Source organism: uncultured Microbacterium sp. (genome assembly GCF_945952435.1).
Lineage (GTDB): Bacteria > Actinomycetota > Actinomycetes > Actinomycetales > Microbacteriaceae > Microbacterium.
Genome location: NZ_CAMFHZ010000006.1, coordinates 1 through 22,490, shown reverse-complemented (window position 1 = coordinate 22,490; position 22,490 = coordinate 1). Strand labels below are relative to the sequence as shown.

General features: G+C 72.6%; 20 protein-coding genes. 6 read left to right on the top strand and 14 right to left on the bottom strand.

Going from position 1 to position 22,490, the window contains the following annotated elements; all coding sequences use genetic code 11:
• Positions 1-5: 5 nt before the first annotated feature.
• From Q0P88_RS04415 to Q0P88_RS04400, 4 genes are all read right to left on the bottom strand, one after another.
• On the bottom strand, positions 6-602 hold the full coding sequence (locus Q0P88_RS04415) for a hypothetical protein (protein WP_295011492.1): 597 nt from the start codon (positions 600-602) through the stop codon (positions 6-8).
• Entirely contained in the window at positions 603-1,523 is a 921-nt protein-coding gene (locus Q0P88_RS04410; RefSeq protein WP_295011718.1) for a glycosyltransferase family 2 protein, read from the bottom strand.
• Between the two features lie 168 nt (positions 1,524-1,691).
• Positions 1,692-2,990: an O-antigen ligase gene (locus Q0P88_RS04405; protein ID WP_295011490.1), complete on the bottom strand. Its 1,299-nt coding sequence runs from the start codon at positions 2,988-2,990 to the stop codon at positions 1,692-1,694.
• Positions 2,987-4,438, bottom strand: coding sequence for an O-antigen ligase (locus Q0P88_RS04400; protein WP_295011488.1), 1,452 nt, complete (start codon positions 4,436-4,438; stop codon positions 2,987-2,989). The genes Q0P88_RS04405 and Q0P88_RS04400 overlap by 4 nt, the downstream gene beginning before the upstream one ends.
• A gap of 212 nt (positions 4,439-4,650) precedes the next feature.
• Between Q0P88_RS04400 and Q0P88_RS04395 the strand changes: the two genes are divergently transcribed.
• From Q0P88_RS04395 to Q0P88_RS04385, 3 genes are all read left to right on the top strand, one after another.
• On the top strand, positions 4,651-4,968 hold the full coding sequence (locus Q0P88_RS04395) for a WhiB family transcriptional regulator (protein WP_295011486.1): 318 nt from the start codon (positions 4,651-4,653) through the stop codon (positions 4,966-4,968).
• A gap of 62 nt (positions 4,969-5,030) precedes the next feature.
• Entirely contained in the window at positions 5,031-8,294 is a 3,264-nt protein-coding gene (locus Q0P88_RS04390; protein WP_295011484.1) for a glycosyl transferase, read from the top strand.
• Positions 8,291-9,694, top strand: coding sequence for a DUF5719 family protein (locus Q0P88_RS04385; protein WP_295011482.1), 1,404 nt, complete (start codon positions 8,291-8,293; stop codon positions 9,692-9,694). Before Q0P88_RS04390 ends, Q0P88_RS04385 begins: the two co-directional genes overlap by 4 nt.
• Before the next feature lie 36 nt (positions 9,695-9,730).
• Here Q0P88_RS04385 and Q0P88_RS04380 read toward each other — a convergent pair whose 3' ends face one another.
• A complete protein-coding gene (locus Q0P88_RS04380) occupies positions 9,731-10,168 on the bottom strand; it encodes a hypothetical protein (protein ID WP_295011480.1) in 438 nt (145 codons plus the stop codon).
• 84 nt (positions 10,169-10,252) lie between these two features.
• Here Q0P88_RS04380 and Q0P88_RS04375 point away from each other — a divergent pair, with 84 nt between their 5' ends.
• Positions 10,253-10,459: a DUF3499 family protein gene (locus tag Q0P88_RS04375; protein ID WP_295011478.1), complete on the top strand. Its 207-nt coding sequence runs from the start codon at positions 10,253-10,255 to the stop codon at positions 10,457-10,459.
• Positions 10,460-10,483: 24 nt separating this feature from the next.
• Here Q0P88_RS04375 and Q0P88_RS04370 read toward each other — a convergent pair whose 3' ends face one another.
• Positions 10,484-11,305 (bottom strand): RDD family protein, encoded by an 822-nt coding sequence (locus Q0P88_RS04370; RefSeq protein ID WP_295011477.1) that lies wholly within the window; start codon positions 11,303-11,305, stop codon positions 10,484-10,486.
• Between the two features lie 16 nt (positions 11,306-11,321).
• On the opposite strand from Q0P88_RS04370, the gene Q0P88_RS04365 reads away from it, so the two are divergent.
• Complete coding sequence (locus tag Q0P88_RS04365; RefSeq protein ID WP_295011475.1) at positions 11,322-12,314, top strand: stage II sporulation protein M; 993 nt, start codon at positions 11,322-11,324, stop codon at positions 12,312-12,314.
• 58 nt (positions 12,315-12,372) lie between these two features.
• On the opposite strand, the gene Q0P88_RS04360 is transcribed toward Q0P88_RS04365, so the two are convergent.
• The 8 genes from Q0P88_RS04360 to Q0P88_RS04325 all read right to left on the bottom strand — a co-directional run bounded on the left by Q0P88_RS04360 (position 12,373) and on the right by Q0P88_RS04325 (position 21,721).
• Entirely contained in the window at positions 12,373-13,143 is a 771-nt protein-coding gene (locus Q0P88_RS04360) for an aquaporin (protein WP_295011473.1), read from the bottom strand.
• Positions 13,144-13,290: 147 nt separating this feature from the next.
• Positions 13,291-15,504: a catalase/peroxidase HPI gene (gene katG, locus Q0P88_RS04355; protein WP_295011471.1), complete on the bottom strand. Its 2,214-nt coding sequence runs from the start codon at positions 15,502-15,504 to the stop codon at positions 13,291-13,293.
• A 96-nt stretch (positions 15,505-15,600) separates the two neighbouring features.
• Positions 15,601-16,020: a Fur family transcriptional regulator gene (locus Q0P88_RS04350; protein WP_295011469.1), complete on the bottom strand. Its 420-nt coding sequence runs from the start codon at positions 16,018-16,020 to the stop codon at positions 15,601-15,603.
• Positions 16,021-16,102: 82 nt separating this feature from the next.
• Positions 16,103-17,413 carry a DUF58 domain-containing protein gene (locus tag Q0P88_RS04345; protein ID WP_295011467.1) on the bottom strand — a complete coding sequence of 437 codons (1,311 nt, stop codon included), beginning with the start codon at positions 17,411-17,413 and terminating at the stop codon, positions 16,103-16,105.
• A gap of 16 nt (positions 17,414-17,429) precedes the next feature.
• On the bottom strand, positions 17,430-18,353 hold the full coding sequence (locus tag Q0P88_RS04340) for a MoxR family ATPase (RefSeq protein WP_295011716.1): 924 nt from the start codon (positions 18,351-18,353) through the stop codon (positions 17,430-17,432).
• A 160-nt stretch (positions 18,354-18,513) separates the two neighbouring features.
• Entirely contained in the window at positions 18,514-19,731 is a 1,218-nt protein-coding gene (locus tag Q0P88_RS04335) for a DUF4350 domain-containing protein (RefSeq protein ID WP_295011465.1), read from the bottom strand.
• Entirely contained in the window at positions 19,728-20,417 is a 690-nt protein-coding gene (locus Q0P88_RS04330; RefSeq protein ID WP_295011463.1) for a DUF4129 domain-containing protein, read from the bottom strand. Before Q0P88_RS04330 ends, Q0P88_RS04335 begins: the two co-directional genes overlap by 4 nt.
• An 8-nt stretch (positions 20,418-20,425) precedes the next feature.
• The gene (locus Q0P88_RS04325) at positions 20,426-21,721 is read right to left on the bottom strand and encodes a hypothetical protein (protein WP_295011461.1); all 1,296 of its coding nucleotides are present in this window, start codon (positions 21,719-21,721) and stop codon (positions 20,426-20,428) included.
• Between the two features lie 160 nt (positions 21,722-21,881).
• On the opposite strand from Q0P88_RS04325, the gene mtrA reads away from it, so the two are divergent.
• Positions 21,882-22,490, top strand: a 609-nt coding sequence (mtrA, locus tag Q0P88_RS04320) for an MtrAB system response regulator MtrA (RefSeq protein WP_295011459.1), incomplete at its 3' end; no start/stop codon positions are given.

Here is a 22,490-nt window from a genome sequence, read left to right as displayed (position 1 = left end):
CCGGATCACAGTCCGACCAGGCTGCGGACGGCGCCGAGCGCGGAACGGGCGTCAGCGAGTGGGCCGCCCGCATCACCAGAGCTCACGGCGCCTCGCAGCGCGGACAGCTTCGTTGCATAAGTGTTGATCGCATCGGACCACTGCGTCCGGATCGACTCCGGCGCGGGCTGGGTCGCCAGGTTCTGTGCGTCGTTCTGCAACGACTCCACGATCTGGACCGCATCCGGTCCGCTCTTGCCCTCGACCAGGGTGAGCCCCGTCGTCGCGTCATCGAGGCGCGGCTGCACCTGTCCTCGGAACACGTCGACCGACGGGTCCGGAACGGGAGGCGGTGACGTCACCGGTGCCGTCGGCACCCCGGGTCCGGGCGTCGCGCTGCCGCTCGGCGAGGGTGTGGGAGAGACCGAGGGCGTCGCCGACGAGGCGGACGGGCTCGGCGTCGCGACGGGCGCGCCCCCGCGCGGCACGAGGAAGAACACGAGCCCCGCGGCGATGAGCAGCACGACGACGACGATCGCGACGATCACCGCGATCCGCCCGCCGCTCATGCGCTTCTTCTCCTCGGGGAAGACCCAGACCGCTTCCGGCTTGTTGTCGCTCATTCAGTCCTCCAGAGGGGGCATCGGGTGCCAGGACCTGTCGCGGGCGATCCTGCCGCCCTCGCGCAGCCCGCGGAAAAGGTTGCTCGTGCCGCGCACGGTGCGCTCGACGAAGACGAGCCGGATGAGCTCCTTCGCGAACGTCATCGCCGTGCCCAGCCCGAACAGCACGGGGTTGTACACGCCGTGGGCGCGGTAGTACTTCTTCAGATAGGCGCGATTGCGCATGATGTAGAACCGGTACGCGTTGCTCGACGCGTTCATGTGCCGGATGCCCATGTCCCACTGCTTGATCTCGCGGGTACGGCGCAGCACGAACTCGTCGACGATCACGGCCTGCGTCTTGCGCGACGCGAGCCAGCCGTACATCTGGTCGTCCCAGTAGATGAAGAACCGTGGATCCGGGAGTCCGATCTCCTTGACGATCGAGCGGTGGATGAACATGCCCTCGAAGCAGCCGCTGTTCATGGGCTTGAACCCGGTCGCGTCGAAGCCGGCGGGCGCGAACGGGATCGGGATCCCCATGCGCTCCGCGATCCGGTACTGCCAGTAGAACGCGCTGCCGTCGTAGTCGTAGCGCCGTCCCTGGATGCTCTTGAACCGCGGAGCCCAGGCGCCCATCCGGGCGAGCCCGTCTGGCAGCACCTCGACGTCGTCGTCCATCATCCAGATCCATTCGGATCCCAGCTCGTACGCGGTGCGCATGCCCTCGCTGAAGCCGCCGGATCCGCCGGTGTTGGTCTCGAGGCGCCGGTAGACGATCTCGGTGCCGAGCGCCGCCCGGTACGACTCGACGACCTCGGTCGTGTCGTCGGAGGACGCGTTGTCGATGATCACGACGCGGCCGGGCTTCGGATCCATCCGCTGGATGCTGTCGAGGAGGCCGGTGAGCAGGTGCGAGCGGTTGTAGGTGACGATGACGATCGTCGCGGAGGCGGCGTCGAAGCCGACGGCGTCCCGTGCGCGCGATGCGACGGCGCTCTCCGGGACGTCGTTCTGGGAGGCAGAGGTCAAGAGGGGTGCTCCGATGATCTGGAAATCGACTCGAGACGAATCCCTTCCAGACTACCCGGCGCCCGAGGGGATTCCCGGTCAGCGATCGGGCAGCGGCGGCATCGCGCTCGTCTGCGCGGCGTCGATGTTCTCGCGCCAGGAGCGGGACTGGCCGGCGCGCAGCGCGCACAGCACGAGCAGGAACCAGCCGGAGTCGATGAGGGTGAAGCTCTCGAAGAGCGAGTCGACCGCGAGAGCGACGAGCACGAGCGGGGTCCAGGCGTACACGACGGAGCGTCGCACGCTCGCCACGAGCCAGGAGCGCACGAGAGCGACGCCGCCGAGCAGCGTGAACAGCACGAGGCCTGCGGCCCCGGCCTGCAGCAGCGCGTCGAGGAAGGCGTTCAGGGCGCTCGCATGACGGTCGCCCGTGAAGTAGTTGATGCTGTTGAACGGGTAGCCGTCCGGATCCCAGGCGCCGAACCAGCCCCAGCCCTGCACCGGCCGTTGGGAGGCGTACGGGAGCAGCGTGCTCCACAGGTCGACGCGCGTGCGGAAGTCGCTGCCCGCGTCCAGCACGGCGACGATCCGGTTGCGCAGGAAGAAGGCGGCGACGAGTCCGAGCACCACGACGCCGCCGATCGACCACTGCAGGGCGGAACGGCGCCGCGCCGGCGCCTGCCGCACCATGACCAGTGCGACACTCGCCACGCCGACGGCGGCGGCGAGGACCAGGACGGTGGGGGAGGCGGAGAGCAGGGCGAGGAAGCCTCCGAGGGCCAGCGAGGGGATCGCGAGCCCTGCGCCGACGGACTGCGAGCGCCATTCCACGACGAACGTGATCACGGCGATCACGGCGATGACTCCGAGCAGGTTGCGGGTGCCGAACAGGCCCTGGATCGGTCCTCCGAGCGCGAGATTCCCCTGGATCCCGAGGAACCGGAAGGGCACGTCGAGCAGGATCCCGCTCATGATCTCCGCGATCAGCGACGCGGCGAGCAGGATCCGCAGCGCATCGCCGAGCGCGCGCACGGTCTGCAGCGTGTCGCGGATGTGCCCGACGACCACCGCGATGAGGGCGTACCCTGCCAGCGCGGCCCAGGCCCGCCCCGAGGTGCTCGACGCCGTCGACCAGAACACGCTCGCCAGCGTCCAGGCGAGGAAGGCGAGCAGCGTCGACGGGGCGACACGCAGCGGGCTGAGCTCCTCGCGGCGGACGACGAGGATCCCGGCGCCGATCGCGCAGAGGGCGGCGATGATCGTGTTCATCGTGGCCTGCGAGGTGAAGGACCCGATCGCGAACGATCCGAACACACTCAGCAGCGCGCACGTCGTATACGCGCGCGCCATCTCGACCGACCCGAGCAGCCGGGCCAGACGGTGCCGGCGTGAGCTCATGCCGTCCGCCCGCGCGCCCGGCGTCGGCGCGCCTCGGCCTTGCGCCGCGCGGCTCCGCGCGTCTCCGGCGGGGCCTCCTCGCCGAACCCGGTCCCGACGAACGGAGAGATCTTGAGCTTGAACGACAGCAGGATCAGCAGCAGCCAGCCCCACAGCATGATCGGCGTCGACTCGGCGATGCCGAGCACGAGCAGCATCGCGACGATCACGGTCGGCAGCAGCGACAGCGCGGAGAACGGCCGATCCTTGACCAGATCCCAGCGCGGTCGATCGATCGCGAAGAACCAGGCCCGCCAGGCGAAGGCGGCGAACGCGATCGCGATGAGCAGCACGCCGACCGCTCCGAGCTGCAGGAAGACGTCGAGCCACATGTCGTGCGCCATGAACACGGTGATCCGGTGGTCGAGGATCCAGTCGTGGAATGCGGGGTCCCAGGGCACCCACGGCGAGGAGAACCCGTTGCCGAAGATCGGATGCTCGATCGCCCTGGCCCACACCTTGCGCCAGATCTCCACGCGGTATGTGAGGTCGGAGGACTTCCCCAGCAGTCCGAACAGCACCCCGCGGCCGAGCCACACGACGACGGCGCCGAGCACGGCGAGCCCGGCGAAGAGCGCGTAACGGTGTCCGCGCTGACCCGGTCGCTCCGCCCGGCGCATGACGAGGGCCGCGAGCAGCACGAGCACACCGACGGCGAACGCGGCGAAGGCGGTCGCCGAACCCGCCCTCACGAAGAGGAAGCCCGCGAGCACGATCCACACGAGCAGCGCGGGACGACGGCGCGCACGCTCGGCGTAGAGCAGGCCGAAGACGACGAGGGCGAACGCGCACAGGATTCCGAGGGTGTTCGAGTTGCCCACGATGCCCTGGATGCGCCCGGTGCCGAGGAGATCGCCGCGCACCCAATACCAGTGCGGATCGATCTTGCCGGGCGGGAACTGCGCGAAGTTCGGGATCAGCGGGTGGTGCAGCACGAGAGCGACCCACGCCTCCAGCAGGATCGACAGTCCGATGATCCATTTGAACGCGCTCGACAGCGCACGCACGATCTCCTGCCAGGTGAGCGTGAACGCGATGAACAGCGCGACCGCGGTGATCGACGCCTGCAGCACCCACGTGAGCAGTGTCGCCTCGGGCCACCGGGACCAGAGCACGGACGCGAGCGCGAGGAGGAGGTACGTCAGCGCCGCCCAGGGCATGCGCCGCCAGGGGAAACGGGCGGGACGCGCCATCACGATGCGGGGGATGGCGAGTCCGAGCGTGCCGAGCAGCAGGACCGCGAGCACCACCGCGGCCCCGTCGATCCCGATCAGGTTGAAGACGGCCGTGTGCGCGAGAACGCAGAAGAGCAGCAGCACGATGTGCGCGCGCAGCAGCAGATGCCGTGTCGATTCGCGCGCCGGGGCGCTCGGCGGGGGAGCCGTGGAGAGTCGGGAGTGCTGCGCCATCGTGGTTCAGGGTACCGCGTGAGCCGGGCTGCCCCCGGGAGCGGCGACCGTGCCCGCGATCCACGCGCGACACGCCGATGAACCGCGATGAAGGTTCAATGTCGGATTGAGGGTTTACGATCTGCGACTTGACCTGTGGGGAATGACAAGGGTGTAATTAGTCATGCAACGCGGCCCGCGGGGCACCCGGGGGAAACAGGAGTGAGGGCGACATGACGACGTATCGATCGGACGTTCCCGACGACTGGTTCGTCGATCCCGTCCAGCTCGGGGTTCCGGGCGTTCGCCGCCCCGCCGAGGACGAGGACAACGCGCTCGCCTGGCAGAGCGATGCCCTGTGTGCGCAGACCGACCCGGAGGCCTTCTTCCCGGAGAAGGGCGGCTCCACCCGCGACGCCAAGCGGATCTGCACCTCCTGCGACGTCCGGGGAGAGTGCCTCGAGTACGCGCTCAACAACGACGAGCGCTTTGGCATCTGGGGTGGTCTGTCCGAGCGCGAGCGCCGCAAGCTCAAGCGTCGCGCCGGCTGATCGCCCGACGCGCCCATGCGCAAACCGTTTTGCGCATGAGGCCCGCTTAGGCTGACCGGGTCATGTCTGCCCGTGTTCACGCCGTTCTCGTCGCCCGCTCCGGAGCGACCTCCCACGCGCGCCTGCTACGCGCCCTCGACGCGCTCGCGGCCCAGACCGTCGCGCCCGAAGCGCTGACGATCGTGGCGTGCGGCGCCTCCTCGACGCTGCGCTCCAGCGCGCGCGTCGTCGCGGCCGCGGAGGCGGTCGTCGAGACCCGCCCTTCCACGACGCTGGCCGCCGCAGTCGCGCTCGCCGTGCCGCGCGTCGCCCCGGACGCGGCGCTCTGGATCCTCACCGAGGACTGCGTCCCGGCCCCGGACGCGCTCGAACACCTCGTCGGCGCCCTGGAACGCTCGCCGTCCTCCGCGGTCGCGGCTCCCAAACTCGTCGGCGACGCGGACGAGCGGCACCTCGTGTCGTTCGGGCAGAGCATGACGCGCCTCGGTCGCGCGGTCGATCCCGCTCGCGGCGAGCTCGACCAGGGTCAGCACGACGCGCAGGACGACGCGCTCGGTGCCGACGTGCGCGGCCTGCTCGTCCGTGCGGGCCGCGACCTCCTGCCCGACACCGGTCTCGGCGGCCGTGACGAGGGGCTCGACATGGGCGTCCGCGCGCGTCTTGCCGGCGGGCGGATCGTCCTCACCTCCGCGGCACGGATCGGCGTCGACGACGGATCCGCGTCCGCCGGCACGGCAGGGGAGGCCTACGCCACCCGGCGGGCTCAGCTGCACCGCCGCCTCGCCTACGCCCCCGCGGCCGCCGTTCCGCTGCACTGGCTCTCCCTCCTGCCCCTGGCGCTCTGGCGCTCGATCGCGCACCTCATCGGCAAGCGCCCGGCCGCGGTCGCGCCCGAGTGGGGAGCGGCCGCGGTCGCGATGGTCTCCGGATCCGCCGTGGCGCGGTCGCGCCGCCGCATCCGGGAGACCCGCAGCGCCAGCTGGGCCGGCATCGCGCCGCTCCGCGTGAGCCGCGCCGAACTGCGTCAGCGCCTCGACGACGGGCACGGCTCGGAGGAGGGCGTGCACCAGGAGCTCGGTTTCTTCTCGGGCGGCGGCGCATGGGCCGTGCTCGCGGCAGCCGTCGTGGGCTTCGGCCTGTTCGCCTCGCTGCTCGCCTGGCCGGCGCTGGGCGGAGGCGCGCTCCTCCCCCTGCGCCAGACGGTCGGCGCGCTCTGGCGCGACGCCGCCTACGGCCAGCGCGGATTCGGCGTCGGCGTCGTGGGGCCCGCCGATCCCTTCGCGGGCGTGCTCGCGATCCTCGGTTCGCTGTGGCCGGGGGCGCCGTCCTACGCGCTCATCATGCTCTGGCTGCTCGCACTGCCCCTGGCTGTGCTCGGCGGCTGGTTCGTGGCCACCCGGATCACCGACCGCGCGTCCCTGCGGATCCTCGCGGGCGCGATCTGGGCGCTCGCGCCGACCTTCCTCATCGCCCTCGCCCAGGGCCGTCCCGCCGCCGTCCTGCTGCACCTGCTGCTGCCGTGGGCGTTCCACGCCGGTCTCGTGGCGTGGCGATCGTGGGGTGCCGCGGGTGCGGCGTCCCTGCTGACCGCCGCCGCGCTGGCCTGCGCGCCATCGCTCGCCCCGGCGCTCGTGCTGCTGTGGTTCGTGGCGATCGTCTGGCTGCTCGCTCGCCGGTCCGTGCGGGGTGCGGTCCGCATGCTGTGGGTGCTCGTGCCGAGCGTCGTGGTCTTCGCGCCGCTGGTCTGGTGGCAGCTCGCGCACGGCAGCCTCCTCGGCCTCCTCTCCGACCCCGGCGTGATCGTCGCCGCGCCGCAGGCGGGTGCGGACGCCGCGGGCAGGCTCGCGCTGCTCGGCGGCCTGCCGACCACGGACCAGGCCGGCTGGCCGGCCCTTCTGGGCGTGCACGACGCCGGCTGGGTGCTGTGGCTCTTCGCTCCGCTCGGCCTGCTCGCCCTCCTGTCCACGATCTCGCCGCGGTGGAGCGTGGGAATCGGATCCCTCCTCGTCGCGGCGACCGGACTCGCGACCGCGCTCGCGACCGTGGGACTCAGCGTGGCGTTCGCGCAGTCCGCCGCGGTGCCGATCTGGCCCGGCACCGCGCTCAGCCTCGCTCTGCTCGGAGCGCTCGGCGGTGCCCTGGTCACCCTGGACAGCGCCCTCACGCTGCCCGTCCTGCGCGGCGCCGCGGCGCTCATCGCCGTCGCCGGTGTCGTGGTCTGCGCGATCCCGACCGCGGCCTCGTTCGTGACCGGCACCGCGGCGATCCAGCGCAGCGACGGCAGCACCCTGCCCGCCTACGTCAACGCCCAAGCCAGGGACGATCGCGAGATCGGCACGCTCGTGCTGACGGCTCAGCCGCAGGGGGCCCTGTCGACCACGGTCGTCTGGGGGCCCAGCGCGACCCTGAGCGCACAGGCGACGATGCTCAACACCGCGCCGCGCGCGCAGGGACGCGATCTCAGCGGGCTCTCCGTCGACCTTGTCTCGACGCGGCGCTTCGACGCCCCCGCCGCGCTCGCCGCGCTCGGCGTGCGCTACGTGCTCGTCGAAGCCGGCAGCGAGAAGGAGACAGGCCCGCAGCGCGCCCTCCGCCTGCAGGCCGGAACCGCGCTCGATCAGCGCGCGGGCTTCGTCCGCGTCGGGGAGACGCCGCGCGGCGTGCTGTGGCGGATGGAGCGCCAGCCCGATGCCCGCCCCGGAGTCGGCGCCGCGCAGCACGCGACGGCCCAGCTCGTCGTCACGGTCGAGGTGATCGTCCTGCTCGCCGCGCTGCTGCTGTCGATCCCCACTCGGGCATCGCGGCGTGCGGCGCGCGCGGTGCCCCGTGCGATCGGCGTCGTGCCGGAGCGCGCTCCTCGGGCGCCGAAGCCCCCGCGGGACCGTCGTCGCCCGCCCCGGAAGCGGCCGGTGCCGACCCCGACCGGGTCCGTCGTCATCCCCGCCGCCGAACCCGCGGTCGAACCCACGCCCGAACCCGCTGTCGTGTCCGCGGTCGAGCCCGACGCCGCGCGGGACGGGCGTCCCGCCCCGGAGAGTGGCACGGCGGAGAGAGACACCGTGGATGAGGCCGCCCCGCGTGAGACGGGCTCGCTCGCGGTCGTCGAGGAAACTTCGCCCTCGGATCCGACCGCGGACGAAGCCTCCCCGGACGCGTTCGCATCCGCCGGGAAGGGCGAGCCCCTGAGTGACACCGACGCCGACGCCGACGCCGAGGGCGCTGCGCGGTCCGAGTGGACCGACACGGGCGACGAGCCGGCCACCGGTAGCGAGGTCACCGCTGACACCGGCTCGCACGCCAGGCCCGCGAAGGAAGGCGACCGATGAGCAAGCCCCAGAAGACCGCCGTCCGGATCGCGGCGACGGGCGCCCGTCTCGCCGCGGGCATCGTGGTCTCCGCCGCGTGCGTGGCCGGCGCGGCCTTCGCGATCCCCGCCGCCTGGCCGACGGTCACGGCCACCCCTCCCCGCACGACGGTCACGCCCGTCGCGGCCGACACGCTGCTCTCCTGCACGGGACCGTTCCTCGCGCTCGGACGCGACGCGACCCAGCCCGATGCGCTCGGCATCGCGGCGACGCCGTCCGTCGTCAGCGCGGCGGCTCCGGGATCGTCGCTGTCGGCGCAGAGCCTCGCCCTGCCCGCCGTGCCCGGCGGCGAGGCTGCAGCGTTCACCGCCCCGCCGAGCGACGCCGCCCCGGCGCAGGTCGCCGCGGCACAGTCCGTCTCGGTGTCGTCGGAGGATCTGGCGGGCTTCGCCGCCTCGGCCTGTCGTCCGCCGAGCCTCGACTCCTGGCTCGTCGGCGGAGCGGGCACCACCGGATCCAACGACATCGTCCTCGTCGCGAACCCCGGCGCCGTCGCCGCGTCCGTCACGTTCACCGAGTTCGGTTCGCAGGGGCTCGCGCCCCGGGTCTCGGAGCTCGTCGTGCAGCCGGGCACCCAGGCGGCCGTCCCGCTCGTGGGAAGCGCCGCGGGGGAGCCGAGCCCGGTGGTCGAGGTCACCTCGACCGGCGCGCCCGTGCGCGCGGCCCTGCAGTCCAGCCTCATCCGCACGCTCGATCCGGTCGGCGTCGACACCCAGGACGCGGTGCCGCAACCGCGCACCGACTTCTCCCTCCTCGGCGTCCGGGCCCTCGTCCCCTCGGCCGACGACGACGCGACCACCGCCGTCCGTCTGCTGGCACCGCACGAGGGCGCCACGGTCACGCTGCAGCCCCGCAGCGCCGCCGACGGCAGCGCGGTCGGCGCGCCGAAGAAGGTCAAGCTCACGGCGGGGCAGGTCGGATCCGTCGACTTCTCGTCGCTCAAGCCGGGCCTCTACGGCATCGACATCACCTCGACCGCGCCGGTCGTGGCTGCCGCACGGCAGACCACGGGGGTCGCGAAGGGATCCGATTTCGCCTGGATGACGCCTGCGCCGGACATCACGGGGACGACCACGTTCGCCGTGGCGGCCGGTCCCTCTCCGCAGCTGCACGTGCAGAACGCCTCCGCGCAGGACGTCGCGGTCGAACTCGCCCCGGTCTCCGGCGGTGCGTCGCAGAAGCTGACCCTGAAGACGGGGGAGGCGGTCACCGTTCCGCTCACGGCCTCCACCGTCTGTCGCCTGCAGGCGCCGACGGCCGTGCGCGCCGCGGTCGGTTTCTCCGGCCCGGGGCAGCTCGCCGGCTATCCGGTGTGGGCGACCGATGCGGCGGCGGCACCGATCGAGGTCTACCAGCGCTGAGCCGCGGGTACGCCGTGCGGGCGGAGCGCCGCGGATTCAGTCTTCCGGGTGGTGCGGATCCAGTTCCCAGGGCTCCCGCCCGATGTACTGCGCGGCGGCCCGGAACACGGCACCCTCGATCGCGACCCTGCGATGCGCGGCGTCGTCGTGCCCCGGTTCCATGAGCCGCTCGATCGGCACCCGGAACAACACGATCCGTTGTCCGCGGGTGTCGACCAGCCAGCGCGGAAGACCGTCCGGGTCGGCGTGCGACGGCATGGCGGCGATCTCGATCCGCACCGGCCGCAGATCGGGCCACATCGACCGCAGCAGCTCGACCGCCGATCCGACGTGCAGGTCGAACGTGTCCAGCCGACCGTCTAGAGGCGGCAGCGGCGGCTTCACGACGGAGCTGCGTCCGAGCCGGCCGTGACGGCCGTGGCGGTCCCCGCGTCGCGGTGCGGGGACCGGACGGGCGGAACGGGTGCGACGCATGCCGCAAGTCTATGCGCGCGGACGGATGGCGGACGTGCGCGCGGCATCCCCGCGCCGACCCCCGGGCGTCGTAGGCTGGGGCCGATGTACGGACGACTCTGCTCCAAGGTGGGCTGCGCACGCGAGGCTGTCGCGACCCTCACCTACGACTACGGCGACCAGATGGCTGCGGTCGGGCCCCTCGGGGTCGAGAACGACCCGCACGCGCACGATCTGTGCGCGATCCATGCCGAGCGTCTCTCCGTGCCCACGGGATGGATCGTCGTGCGCCACGAGAGCCTGCAGGCCTGAGCGGATCCGCGTCCTCGCGTCCGCTCAGAGCCCGACGCGCGTCCCGCTGAGCCGCTCGACCCGCTCGTCGGCGAGCGCGAGCCCCCGGCGTTCCCGCTGCCGCCGCAGCACCGACGCGGCCGTCAGCACGGCTTCCGCGGGCACGGCCGGAACGGGCGAGATGTAGGGGGCGGCCTCCTGAAAGAGGTCCTGTGCGACACGCGCCCGCGCTCCCGGGTCCAATCGCGTCGCGTTCTCGAGGAACTGCGCGATCCGGCGCGCGAGCCGATCCGGCATGCGTGCGACGTCCGCGATCGCGGCCCAGCCTTCGAGCCCCGGTGGCAGGACCGGGACGCGGTAGGGCAGGGGCGGCGTGCGCACGCGCTGGCTGTAGGTGCCCGCCACGAGGTCGCCGAGCCGTTGCGACCGGGCGTTGAACGCGGCGGTGAGGAAGGCCAGGGCGCCGAAGGTGGCGTAGATCTCGAGGACGCCGATGAGGGATCGGATGAGCGCCTGCCGGAAGCCCGCGGCACCGCCGTCGACGCGCACAATCCGCCCGCCGACGGCGAGCCGGCCGAGACTGCGGCCGTGCGTGATCGTCTCGACCGCGCAGGGGACGAGGACGAACGCGGTCACGAGCGCGAGCACGGCGAGGATCCGGTCCAGCGCGGGATCCCCGAGCGCTCCGAGCACCCAGTACCGCACCACGAGGTAGGCGGCGAAGATCGCGAACGCCACGAGCATGTCGATGAGCGCGCCGAGCGTCCGAAGCAGCAGGCCGACCGGCTGCACCTCGATCGCCACGGCCTCGCCGGAGAGCACCTCGTCCGCGGACTCGAGGACCTCGACATGCTGTGCGCGCGACATGGGTACAGTAAATCAGGTGGACGCCGACGCGCTGGCCGATGCCAGGAACCGCGAATGGACGCGGCTGGACGAGCTGAGCCGCGCCCGACTCGACGGCGCGGGCGTCGACGAGCTGATCACCCGATACAGGGCCGCCTCCGCGGATCTCGCCGATCTGCGGGCCTCTGTCGGGAGCTCGCCGCAGAGCGCCCATGTCTCGACCATCCTGGCCCGTGCCCGATTGCGGCTCACGGGCCAGAGCGAGAACGTCGTCCGCCAGGCGGGACGCTTCTTCGCCCTGCAGCTGCCCGCCGCGCTCTACCGTCTGCGGTGGACGACGCTCGCGATCGCTCTTGCCAGCCTCTCCGTCGTCGTGGCGGTGGCCGCGTGGATCTCGCAGGATCCGGCGGCTGTCGCCGCGCTCGGGCCCCGTGCCGACCTGCAGCAGTACGTCGACCACTCGTTCACGGAGTACTACACGGAGAACCCGGCGGCGGAGTTCGCCGGGATGGTGTGGACCAACAACGCGTGGATCGCGGCGCAGTGCGTCCTACTCGGGGTGACCGGGATCTGGCCCCTCTTCATGCTCCTGCAGAACGCCGTGGGCATCGGGGTGGCCGTGGGCGTGATGTTCGCGTTCGGCCGGGGCGACGTCGTCGTGCTCTACCTGCTGCCCCACGGCATGCTCGAGCTCACATGCATCTTCGTCGCCGCTGCGGCCGGACTGCACATCTTCTGGGCCTGGGTCGCCCCGGGCGCACGGTCCAGGGCCGCTGCGCTGGCCGCCGCGGGACGGTCCCTGGGCACGGTCGCGATCGGGCTCGTCTTCGCGCTGGGTCTGTCCGGTCTGGTCGAGGGGTTCGTGACCGGATGGGGGCTGCCCTGGCCGGTGAAGATCGGCATCGGGGCGCTCGCGCTCGCCGTCTTCCTCGGCTACATGCTCGTCCTCGGGCGCCGCGCCGTGCGCCGCGGCGAGACCGGCGACCTCACCGAGTTCGAGGCGGGCACGCCGACGCTCGTCGCCGGCTGAGCCCACTCCTCGCCGTTCCACGCGTTCCGACGGGTCGCGGATCCCGGCGGCGAGCGGATCAGCGCGCCGGCGGGTCGAAGAGCGCGCGATACGTGAAACCGGACACGAGCGCGCCGAGCGCGGGGAAGACGAGGAAGGCCCAGAGCTGGGTCAGGGGGCCGATCCCTCCGTAGATCGCGGTCGCGAGAGAACGTGCGGGATTGATCGAGGCGTTGTCGATCGGCATCGTCGCGAGCACGGCGACCGCCAGGGCCACGCCGATCGCGATCCCTGCGAGTCCCGTTCCGCGTGCCGGGTGCGTGACGCCGAGGAAGACGAAGAGGAACAGGGCGGTGAAGACGAGCTCGGCGATGACCGCGGCCCAGCCGCCGAAGCCTCCGGGGGACAGCGGCCCCCAGCCGTTGCTGGCGAAGCCGGCGTCCTGCATGCGCGGGAGCCAGCCCTCGGGACCGAAGGTGCCGATCAGCGTGAGCACGGTCGACGCCACGAGGCCACCGACCAGTTGCGCGACGACGTAGGGGCCGGCGTCGCGCCAGCGGATCCGGCCCGCCGCCGCGGCTCCGAGCGTCACCGCGGGATTGAAGTGGCCTCCCGACAGGGGACCGAACGCGTAGAAGCCGACGAGCATCGCTCCGCCGAACGCCGCCGCCACGGCGAGGTACACGCCCGACTGCGCCCCCGGATCCGCGAAGCGCCCCGTCGCGAACAGTGCCGTGCCGACGCCGGCCGTCACGAGCAGGAAGGTGCCGAGAGCTTCCGCGACGAGCCGCGCGGGCAACGCCGCAGGCACCGGTGAGAGGGCCGCGGTCGGTGCGACGGGGGAGGACATCTCACTCCTTGCTGGGTCGCGCCACGCGGCACGATCCGTGAGCGAGACTAGTCGCACGCACCGTGCAGGCGGGCGCGGCACGGCGTGCGGGGACGGATCGACCCCGCCGTTCGGACGGACGACGGGGTCGGGGGCACGCGCGACGGGTCAGCGCACGTCGAAGCGGTCGAGCTCCGAGACCTTGGCCCAGGCGGCGACGAACGCATCGACGAAGGCGTCCGCCGCGTCGTCGCTCGCGTACACCTCGGCCAGCGCCCGCAGCTCGGAGTTCGAGCCGAAGACGAGATCGGCGCGGGTGCCGATCCACGTCCGCTCCCCGGTCGTGTCGTCCGTCGCCTGGAAGGCGTGCGAGCCGGGATCCAGCGGCTTCCACGTCGTGTTCAGATCCAGGAGGTTCACGAAGAAGTCGTTCGTGAGCACGCCCGGCGTGGCGGTGAGGAGGCCGTAGGCCGAGCCGTCCCAGTTCGTGCCCAGCACGCGCAGGCCGCCGACGAGCGCGGTCATCTCCGGGGCCGATAGCGTCAGCAGGTTCGCGCGGTCGATGAGCAGGTGCTCCGCGGGGATGCCCCGGGCGACGTCGCTCACGTAGTTGCGGAATCCGTCGGCCTGCGGGTTGAGGTACTGGAACGACTCGACGTCGGTCTGCTCCTGCGTCGCATCCGTGCGGCCGGGGGTGAACGGCACCTCGACGGTGCGTCCCGCGGCGGCGGCGGCCTGCTCGACGCCGACGTTGCCGGCGAGGACGACGAGGTCCGCGAACGACACCTGCGCCCCGCCCTCCGCGTTGAACGCGGCCTGCACGGTCTCGAGCGCCGCGATCACGCGGGCGAGCTCGGCCGGCCGGTTGACCTCCCAGCTGCGCTGCGGCTCCAGACGGATCCGGCCGCCGTTCGCCCCGCCGCGCTTGTCGCTGCCACGGAAGGACGCGCTCGCGGCCCACGCGGTCGAGACGAGGTCGGACACGCCGAGCCCGGTCGCGGCGATGCGCTCCCGGAGCCGCGCGATGTCGTCGGCGTCGAGGAGGGCGCCGGTCTGCGCGGGGACCGGATCCTGCCAGAGGAGATCCTCCGCCGGCACCTCGGGGCCGAGGTAGCGGGCCTTCGGGCCGAGATCGCGGTGCGTGAGCTTGAACCAGGCGCGGCTGTACGCATCCGTGAACGCAGCCTGGTCGTCCTTGAACCGGAGCGAGATCTCGCGATACGCCGGGTCCTCGCGCAGAGCCAGATCGGTCGTGAGCATGCGCGGCTCGCGGCGCCCGTCGCCCTGCGCCTCCGGGACCATGTCGGATCCCGCGCCGTCCTTCGGCCGCCAGTGCTTGCCTCCGCCGGGGCCGGTGGTCAGCTCCCAGTCGTAGGCGAAGAGGATGTGGAAGAACTCGTTGTCCCAGCGGGTGGGGTGATAGGTCCAGGTGACCTCGAGGCCGGATCCGATGGTGTCGTTGCCGCTCCCGGTCCCGTGGCTGCTCTTCCAGCCCAGTCCCATCTGCTCCATCGGGGAGCCCTCGGGGTTCTCGCCGACGTTGCCGGCCTCGGGAGCGGCGCCATGGGTCTTGCCGAACGTGTGGCCTCCGGCGATGAGGGCCACGGTCTCCTCGTCGTTCATCGCCATGCGGCCGAACGTCTCGCGGATGTCCTTGGCGGCGGCCAGCGGGTCCGGCACGCCCTCCGGGCCCTCCGGGTTGACGTAGATGAGGCCCATCATGGTCGCCGCGAGTGGCTTCTCCAGCGAGCGCCCGCCCTCGTCGTCGGTGCTGATGCGCGGACTGGAGTCGAGCCAGACCTTCTCCGAGCCCCAGTACACGTCGTCGTCGGGCTCCCAGACGTCGGGGCGACCTCCGGCGAAGCCGAAGGTCGGCATGCCCATCTGCTCGTGCGCCACGTTGCCGGCGAGGATCATCAGATCCCCCCAGCTGAGCGCGCGTCCGTACTTCTTCTTGACCGGCCAGAGCAGGCGACGGGCCTTGTCCAGGCCCACGTTGTCGGGCCAGCTGTTCAGGGGCGCGAACCGCTGCTGACCGGTTCCGCCGCCGCCACGGCCGTCGAACACCCGATAGGTGCCGGCCGAATGCCAGGCCATGCGGATCATCAGGGGACCGTAGTGGCCGAAGTCGGCCGGCCACCAGGGCTGGGACTCGGTCATCACGGCGGCGACGTCCTGCTTGACGGCATCGAGGTCGAGCGCTTCGAAGGCGGCCTTGTAGTCGAAGTCGCCGCCGTGCGGATCCCCGATCACCGGGTTCTTCGCGAGCACGCGCAGGTTGAGCCGTTCGGGCCACCAGTCGTCGTTGCCGGTGCGGCGCGAAGAGGAGCGCTCCGCACCGCCCGAGTGGTCGATCGGGCACGCGTCGGTCACATCAGTCATGGCTGATCCTTTCCAATGGTCGGTCTGTGGGGCGGGGGAAGACGGCGCGACGGAGCTCGTCGGGGGAGGGCCCCGAGGCGGCGCGACGCGATGGCCTCAGCGGCCGGGGGAGGCCTCTTCGCAGGCGCGGCAGATCGCGCGGTACGTGACGGACGCCTCCAGAAGGCGCATCCCGTGGTCCTCCGCGGGGTGCAGACACGGTGCCGCGCCCACCGAGCACGAGACGGTTTCGAGCCTGCCGCAGCGCACGCACTGCATGTGGTGGTGGTTGTCGTCCGGCTCGACCTCGAAGAGCGCGCGATCGGCGTCCGGAAGGCTCACGCGCCGGGCGACACCCGCCTCGACGAGGTCGCCGAGGATCGCGTGCACGGTCGGCAGCGCGATCCCGCTTCCGGTCACCGCCGTGTGCAGGCGGTCGGCGGAGCTGTGCGGGGACAGCGCCAGCGCCTGGAGCACGGCGATGCGCTGCACTGTGACGCGGAGGCCTGCGTCGTGCAGAATCGCCGAGGTGTCCATGGCTCCAGGCTACCTTTTCCTGAATGATTCAGAAAAAGGCGGACGTTGTGGGCGTGTCTCCCTGCCCGGTCGATGCGCCCGCTCAGAGCCTGCCGAGGGCCTTGAGCTCGAGGTACCGGTCGGCGATGCGCGGGGGAAGATCGTCCGGATCCGCCGCCAGCGGCTCGCCGCCGGCGCGACGGATCGCGTCGGCGACACGGGCGGCGTCCTGGAGCGTGCGCTCGGCGGCCGCCGCGAGGTAGACGTCCTCACGCGACGTCCTCGCCCGGGCCAAGGCGTCGATCGACACGTCGGTCGCGGATCCGACGAGGACGGTCGTCGCACGCGACACCGCGGGGAAGGCGCCGAGAAAGGACCGCGCGCTCTCCACCGCGTCCTGCGCGGTGAGGACCACGACGAGGGACGGGCGGGTCGTCACGGATCGGATCGCGCCGAAGGCCGCGGTCCAGTCCGTGTCGACCAGACGGGCGTGCACGGGGGCCATCGCGTCGGACAGAGCAGGCAGCAGGGCAGGCCCGTCCACGCCGCTGACCCGTGCGCGCACGGTGCGATCGAACAGCAGCAGGTGCACGTGGTCACCGGCGCGCTGGGCGAGTGCGGACAGCAGCAGCGCCGACTCGTAGGCGGCGTCGAGGCGGGTGCCGTCGCCGACCCGCGCCGCGGCGGTGCGCCCGGTGTCGATCAGGATCACGACGTGCCTGTCGCGCTCGGGGCGCCAGGTGCGGAGCATGGTCGAGCCGGCGCGGGCGGTCGCTCGCCAGTCGATCGCCCGCACGTCGTCGCCGCGGACGTATTCCCGCAACGAGTCGAACTCCGTGCCCTGCCCCCGCACGAGCACGCTCGTGTTGCCGTCGAGCTCGCGCAGCCGCGCCAGCCGGGACGGGAGGTGACGGCGGGAGGCGAACGGCGGAAGCACCCGGATCGCGCCGCGGACGGAGTGTCTGCCCTGCCGCCCGGCCAATCCCAGCGGCCCGGTCGACCGGATCGCGACGAACTCGCTCGTCAGCTCGCCGCGGCGCCGCGGGTGTAGCCGGATCGTCACACGTCGGCGCTCGCCCGGCGGCAGGTCGAGCGGCGCCCTGCCCCGATTCGCGACGCCGGCGGTCGGCTGCCACGCGTCGCGCAGCCAGCCGTGGAGGCGACGGGCGCCGAGGTTCTGCACGACGACCGCGACATCCACCTCTTCGTGCTGGCGGGCGCGGAGCGGCACGTCGCGCCGCATCCGCACCGCTCCCACGGGCGCGGCGAGCAGCGTGTCCACGGCCGCGAGCAGCAGGCACAGCACGAGCCACCCGGCGAGCACGAGCCAGGGCGGCAGGCCGGCGCCGGTGAGCAGCACGAGCGGCACGACGCCGAGGGCGACGGCGAGCACGGAACGACCGGTGAGGAACACGTCCGGACCTCCGCGCCTAGATCGGCACGCGCGTCTGCTGCACGACGCTCGTGAGGACGGCGTCCGCGGAGACGCCCTCCATCTCGGCATCGGGGCGCAGCTGCAGGCGGTGCCGCCACACCGGGATGAGCATGGTCTGCACGTGATCGGGCGTGACGGCGCTCGAGGCGTTCAACCACGCCCACGCCTTGGCCGCCGCCAGCAGCGCCGTCGATGCGCGCGGGGACGCGCCGAGCTCCACGGACGGGGACTGCCGCGTCGCGCGAGCCAGATCGACCACGTAGCCGAGGACGTCGTCGGTCACCTGCACGCGCCCCGCCGCCTCCTGAGCGGCGAGGATCTCCGCGGCGCTGACGACCGGATGCAGATCGGTGAGCGCGCGGGGGGAGAAGCCGTCCGCGTGCCGCCGGAGCACCGAGACCTCGGCCTCCCGTTCGAGCATGCCGACGACGAGCTTCATGAGGAAGCGGTCGAGCTGCGCCTCCGGCAGCGAGTAGGTGCCCTCGTGCTCGATGGGGTTCTGCGTCGCGGCGACGAGGAACGGATCCGGCAGCGCGAGGCTCTCGCCGTCCGAGGACACCTGGCGCTCCTCCATCGCCTCCAGCAGCGCGGCCTGCGTCTTCGGCGGGGTGCGGTTGATCTCGTCGGCGAGCAGGACGTTCGTGAATACCGGCCCCCGGCGGAACTCGAACTCACCGGATCGGGCGTCGTAGACCAGCGATCCGGTCACGTCGCCCGGCATCAGATCGGGCGTGAACTGCACGCGCTTGGTGTCCAGGCCCAGCGCCCGGGAGAACGCGCGCACGATGAGGGTCTTGGCGACGCCGGGCACGCCTTCCAGCAGCACGTGCCCCCGGGCGAGCAGGGCGACGAGCAAACCAGTGACCGTGCCCGCCTGCCCGACGACGGCCTTGTCCACCTCCGCGCGGACGCGCTGCATGGCCTGCCGCAGAGCATCGTCGTCACCCGCCCGCGGCGCCGTCGCGGCGGACGCCGCTGAGGACGCCTCGATGGCCGCCGCTTCGCGTGAGGCCACGGCATCCGGACGCGGGGCGGGAGGCGGCGGCGGTGTCGTGGCGGCGGCGGTGGTCCCGGGATCGTCAGTCACGGGTGCTCCTTTCGATGCGGACCGCGTCCTCGACGGCGGTCTCCAGGGCGGTGAGGTTGCGGGCGAAGGGGACGAGCTCGGCGTCGCTCGTGGGCAGCGGTCCGGTCAGCACCGCGCGGCAGGCGGCGCGGTCCGCGCGGATCCGGTCGGCCACCGCGTCGGCCACGGACGCGGGATCGGCGCGGGAGGCGAGTCCGAGACGCCGCGCGAGGCGGGCGGTGGTGCCGTCGCGCAGCGCCTGCGCGGCATGCGCGGCGTCGGCCGCCTTCGCCGTGAGCCGCGCACGCCCGAGCATCGTCTCCGAGGCCCGCACCGTCACGGGAAGGGTCTCCGCGACGAGCGGCCCGAAGCGGCGCCCGCGCCACACGCCCGCGGTGGCCGCCGCGATCATGAGCAGGACGATCGCCGGGGTCACCCATCCCGGGACCAGGTCGCCCAGCGACGCGTCGGCGTCGGTGTCGGTGCGGTCCGTGTCCTCGATCGACGGCACGTACCAGACCACGCGCGGCCGGGTTCCGAGCAGCGCGAGCCCGAGGGCGGCGTTGCCGTTCTCGGCGAGGTGCTCGTTGGTGAACAGCGTCGAACCGTCCACGATCGCCCTCCGCTGACCGTCGCGCTCGTCGAGCAGCACCGCCGCGCCCTCCGCGTCCCCGAAGCACGCCGTGACACCGGGCGCCGCGCGGAACAGCTGCCCCGGCGCGATCGTGCCGACGCGGGAGAACGCGGCGACCTCGCAGCCGGGTCCCGCGCGAGACGGCGACGGCTCATCGGCGTAGCCGCCGAGCCGCGTGAGCCGCAGGATGCGCGCGCTCGCAGAGAGCAGCACCACGTCGTCCGAGCGGTCGAGCAGCCGTTGCGTGCCGGCGTCCGTGAGCGTGGTCGGATCGGACGTCACGAGGCTGCTGCGCTCGTCGAGCAGGCGTTCGACGTCGGCGCGCGTGCGAGCGACCTCCACGGCGACGCCCTCGTGGCGCAGCAGCTCGACGAGCGCCCTCGTGCCGTCGGGGCCCGCGGACTCGGGATCCAGGACGTAGCGCTGGGCGCGGGATCCTGCGTTCGCGAAGAGGAGCCCTGCGGCGGCGACGACCGCGACGAGGAGCGCCACCACGAGCCAGCCGACCAGCCGCCGGATCCTGCCCCGGTCGCGCACGAGCGTGGGCTCGCCGCGCTCGGTCGACGCGACGACGGATGCGGGGGCGTCGACGGTCATGCGCGCCACTCCCGCGCGGCGGGCGCGGCATCGGCCGGGGCGGCCTCCTCCGGGCGCATCCGCGCCACCCTGTCGTCGATCGCGACCACGGCACGGTACCGGTCGGCGTCTCCGGGGACCCCGAGATAGCGCACCTCGTCGAACGTCACGGCGGCACCGTGCAGCTTTTCGCCGACGGCCGGGAACGGCACCGCCGCCTCGCGGGCGATCGTCTGCGCGGTCGCGCCCGGCGCGGGGGCGATGAGGTCGCGCTCGAGGAGGCCCCGTGCCAGGGCGCGGTAGCGGAGCACGATCGCCGCGGCCCAGTCCTCCGATGCGGCGGCGCGATCGGCGTCGTCGCGGAGCCGCGCGGCCGTGCGGTCGTCCGCCGCTCCGAGCAGGATCGCGGGCGAGGCTCCGGTCCGGGAACGCCGGGGTCGCCCCCACACCACGAGCACCGCGACCAGCACGGCGGCGAGGACGATCCCGATCGCGATCGCTGCCCCGGGTCCGAGCGCGGCGGCTCCGTCCGTCGTGAACAGGCGCGACACGGCGTCGACGATCGCGCGCGCCCAGCGATCGACGAGGGTCGGACGCGCGGCCTGATACACGGCCTTGGCGAGCTCCTCCTCCGCGAGGCGGCGCGCGTCGTCGCCATCCGGGATCAGGGGGATCGCGGAGAGCAGGATCGGGACGGAGACCGGCATGCCGCGGTTCAGCGGGTGGACCCGGGCGCGGCCCAGCCGTCGCGCTCGTGCTCGGACGGCGCCGCGACGGGACGGGCGGGCGGCGACGGCGGCGGAGGGGGTGCGACCGGCGGAGCGTATCCCTGCGAGGGGGCCGGGAGGTAGCCGCCGTACGCGGGAGCGCCGTACGCGGGAGCGCTGTACTCAGGAGCGCCGTACGCGGGAGAGCCGTAGGAGGCGGGGCGCGGCGGGCGGAAGCCGCGTCCGACCGCACGGGCGTCGTCGACACGGAACGGATCCGCGCCGTCGTCCTGGCCCGCCGCGCGCCGCTCCATCGCGGCCATCAGATCCTGATCCAGTCCCTCGTACCGCATCCGGCAGTCGATGTAGACGAGAGTTCCCGCCGTGGCCTGCACGACGCCTCCGATCGACTGCACCACGATCACGATGATCTGGGCGATGATCATGGTCACGACCGTACCGACCGCGATCGAGGACTCCGTCCCGCCGAGCGGCGTGAGCACTCCGCCGAACAAGGAGCCCACGAGCCCGGAGATCGTGCTGAGGGTCTGCGAGACCGCCGCGAAGATCGCTCCGATGACGAAGGCGATGCCGAACGCGAACCAGAACCGCCCCCGGGTGAGTCGCCACGACCGCACGATCGCGTCGCGGATCCCCGCACCCTCGACGACGAGCAGCGAGGGAACCAGCATGAGCTTCGTGCCGATCCAGATCGCCAGCGCGACGAGGCCGAGCATGCCGAGCACGGTCGCGAGGATCGTGACCACGAGGCCCGCTCCGCGGAACCCGGTGGGGACGCCGATCGCCCCGATCGCGATCGCGAGCACGAGAGTCGCCGCGAGCAGCGACGCGAGTCCGTAGAGCAGCACGTAGCCGATGAGACGCCACGCGGCGGGCTTGACGCGCGCCCACAACGCCCGCAGGGTCGCCGGCTCCCGCAGCACCGCGGCGCGGACGTCCGCGGCCACGACCCCCTGCACGATCGCGCCGAATGCGGAGGAAACGAGGCCCATCAGGACCGTGGCCAGGCCGAAGATCGCGGCCGACCCGACGAGGATCGTCACGAAGTCGTCGCTGCCGGGGCGCACCGTGTCGAGACGGCCGAACGCCGCGACGGCCACCACGCCGACGACCGTGCCGACGGCGACGAGGACGAGCAGCTGCACGACGATCGCGAATCCGAAAAGGACCTTGGGGTTGTGCCGCAGCGCGGCGAACGCCTTGCCCAGCACCGTCCCGAACCCGAGCGGGCGCAGCGGGATCAGGCCGGGTTTCGGCGCGGGGGTCCAGCTCTCGTTCGTCACGAGTCCTCCCGTTCTCGTCGTGGATCCCATCGTGGCATACGCCTCCGACGGCCGACCCGCCGGTTCCGCCGTCTTCCCCGGCGTGTGAAGTACGCTGGTCCCACGTGTGGGCTGCGCGCCGAGCCACCCGCACGCCTTGGACGAAAGACGACTGGGCACAATGACCTCACGCATCCTCGTGGTCGATGACGACACGGCTCTGGCCGAGATGATCGGAATCGTGCTGCGCACGGAGGGCTTCGAGCCCGTGTTCTGCGCGGACGGAGCCAAGGCCGTCGACGAGTGGCGTACCCAGCGCCCCGACCTCGTCCTGCTCGACCTCATGCTTCCCGGGATGGACGGCATCGAGATCTGCACGCGGATCCGCGCCGAGTCCGGAGTCCCCGTCATCATGCTCACGGCGCGCAGCGACACCGCCGACGTCGTCCGAGGGCTCGAGGTCGGCGCGGACGACTACATCGTCAAACCCTTCAACCCCAAGGAGCTCGTCGCCCGGATCAGGACCCGGCTGCGGCCCACCCCGCAGTCCACGACCGAGGTGCTGAGGATCGGGGATCTGACGATCGACGTCGACGCGCACGAGGTGCGCCGGGGGTCCGACGCGATCGCGCTCACCCCGCTGGAGTTCCAGCTGCTCGTCGCGCTCGCGTCCAAGCCGCAGCAGGTCTTCTCCCGCGAGATGCTGCTCGAGCAGGTGTGGGGCTACCACTACAAGGCCGACACCCGCCTCGTGAACGTGCACGTGCAGCGGCTGCGCGCGAAGGTCGAG

Coding starts and splice junctions, on each gene's coding strand:
- Q0P88_RS04380 (WP_295011480.1), bottom strand. CDS start 10,168: ATGCGTCGCACCCGTTCCGCCCGTCCGGTCCCCGCACCGCGACGCGGG.
- Q0P88_RS04395 (WP_295011486.1), top strand. CDS start 4,651: ATGACGACGTATCGATCGGACGTTCCCGACGACTGGTTCGTCGATCCC.
- Q0P88_RS04350 (WP_295011469.1), bottom strand. CDS start 16,020: ATGGACACCTCGGCGATTCTGCACGACGCAGGCCTCCGCGTCACAGTG.
- Q0P88_RS04415 (WP_295011492.1), bottom strand. CDS start 602: ATGAGCGACAACAAGCCGGAAGCGGTCTGGGTCTTCCCCGAGGAGAAG.
- katG (WP_295011471.1), bottom strand. CDS start 15,504: ATGACTGATGTGACCGACGCGTGCCCGATCGACCACTCGGGCGGTGCG.
- Q0P88_RS04360 (WP_295011473.1), bottom strand. CDS start 13,143: ATGTCCTCCCCCGTCGCACCGACCGCGGCCCTCTCACCGGTGCCTGCG.
- Q0P88_RS04375 (WP_295011478.1), top strand. CDS start 10,253: ATGTACGGACGACTCTGCTCCAAGGTGGGCTGCGCACGCGAGGCTGTC.
- Q0P88_RS04385 (WP_295011482.1), top strand. CDS start 8,291: ATGAGCAAGCCCCAGAAGACCGCCGTCCGGATCGCGGCGACGGGCGCC.
- Q0P88_RS04335 (WP_295011465.1), bottom strand. CDS start 19,731: ATGACCGTCGACGCCCCCGCATCCGTCGTCGCGTCGACCGAGCGCGGC.
- Q0P88_RS04390 (WP_295011484.1), top strand. CDS start 5,031: ATGTCTGCCCGTGTTCACGCCGTTCTCGTCGCCCGCTCCGGAGCGACC.
- Q0P88_RS04330 (WP_295011463.1), bottom strand. CDS start 20,417: ATGCCGGTCTCCGTCCCGATCCTGCTCTCCGCGATCCCCCTGATCCCG.
- Q0P88_RS04370 (WP_295011477.1), bottom strand. CDS start 11,305: ATGTCGCGCGCACAGCATGTCGAGGTCCTCGAGTCCGCGGACGAGGTG.
- Q0P88_RS04340 (WP_295011716.1), bottom strand. CDS start 18,353: ATGCAGCGCGTCCGCGCGGAGGTGGACAAGGCCGTCGTCGGGCAGGCG.
- Q0P88_RS04400 (WP_295011488.1), bottom strand. CDS start 4,438: ATGGCGCAGCACTCCCGACTCTCCACGGCTCCCCCGCCGAGCGCCCCG.
- Q0P88_RS04405 (WP_295011490.1), bottom strand. CDS start 2,990: ATGAGCTCACGCCGGCACCGTCTGGCCCGGCTGCTCGGGTCGGTCGAG.